General features: G+C 54.9%; 1 pseudogene. It reads left to right on the top strand.

The window, feature by feature from the left end:
• Positions 1 to 355 (top strand): annotated as a pseudogene (gene argS, locus Q4563_RS17420) (arginine--tRNA ligase); the annotation flags it as partial.

The following is a 355-nucleotide window of genomic DNA, read 5'->3' as shown; positions in this document are numbered from 1 at the left end:
GATCAATAATCTGGCGCTGTCGGTACAGTCCCGTTGCAAGGGCCTGACCCCGGACGACGAAGGCTGGCCAGAAAACGGCTATCGCGGTGATTACATTACCGATCTGGCCGCCAGCTATATGAATGGTGACGTGGTGGAAGCCGCCGACCAGCGTTATACCGGTGCCAAGGATGCTGATGACCTGGAAGCCATTCGCCACTTCGCGGTAGCCTATCTGCGTCGTGAACAGGATCTTGATCTCAAGGCCTTTGCGGTCGACTTTGATGTCTATTTTCTCGAATCCTCGCTCTACCATGAGGGCAAGGTGAACAACACGGTTGAACGGCTGATCGACAGCGGTTACACCTACGAAGAC

The sequence above is a fragment of the Gilvimarinus sp. 1_MG-2023 genome (genome assembly GCF_030548285.1).
Note: the sequence above shows the minus strand (reverse complement) of the source record. Positions and strands in the feature narration are given on the sequence as shown.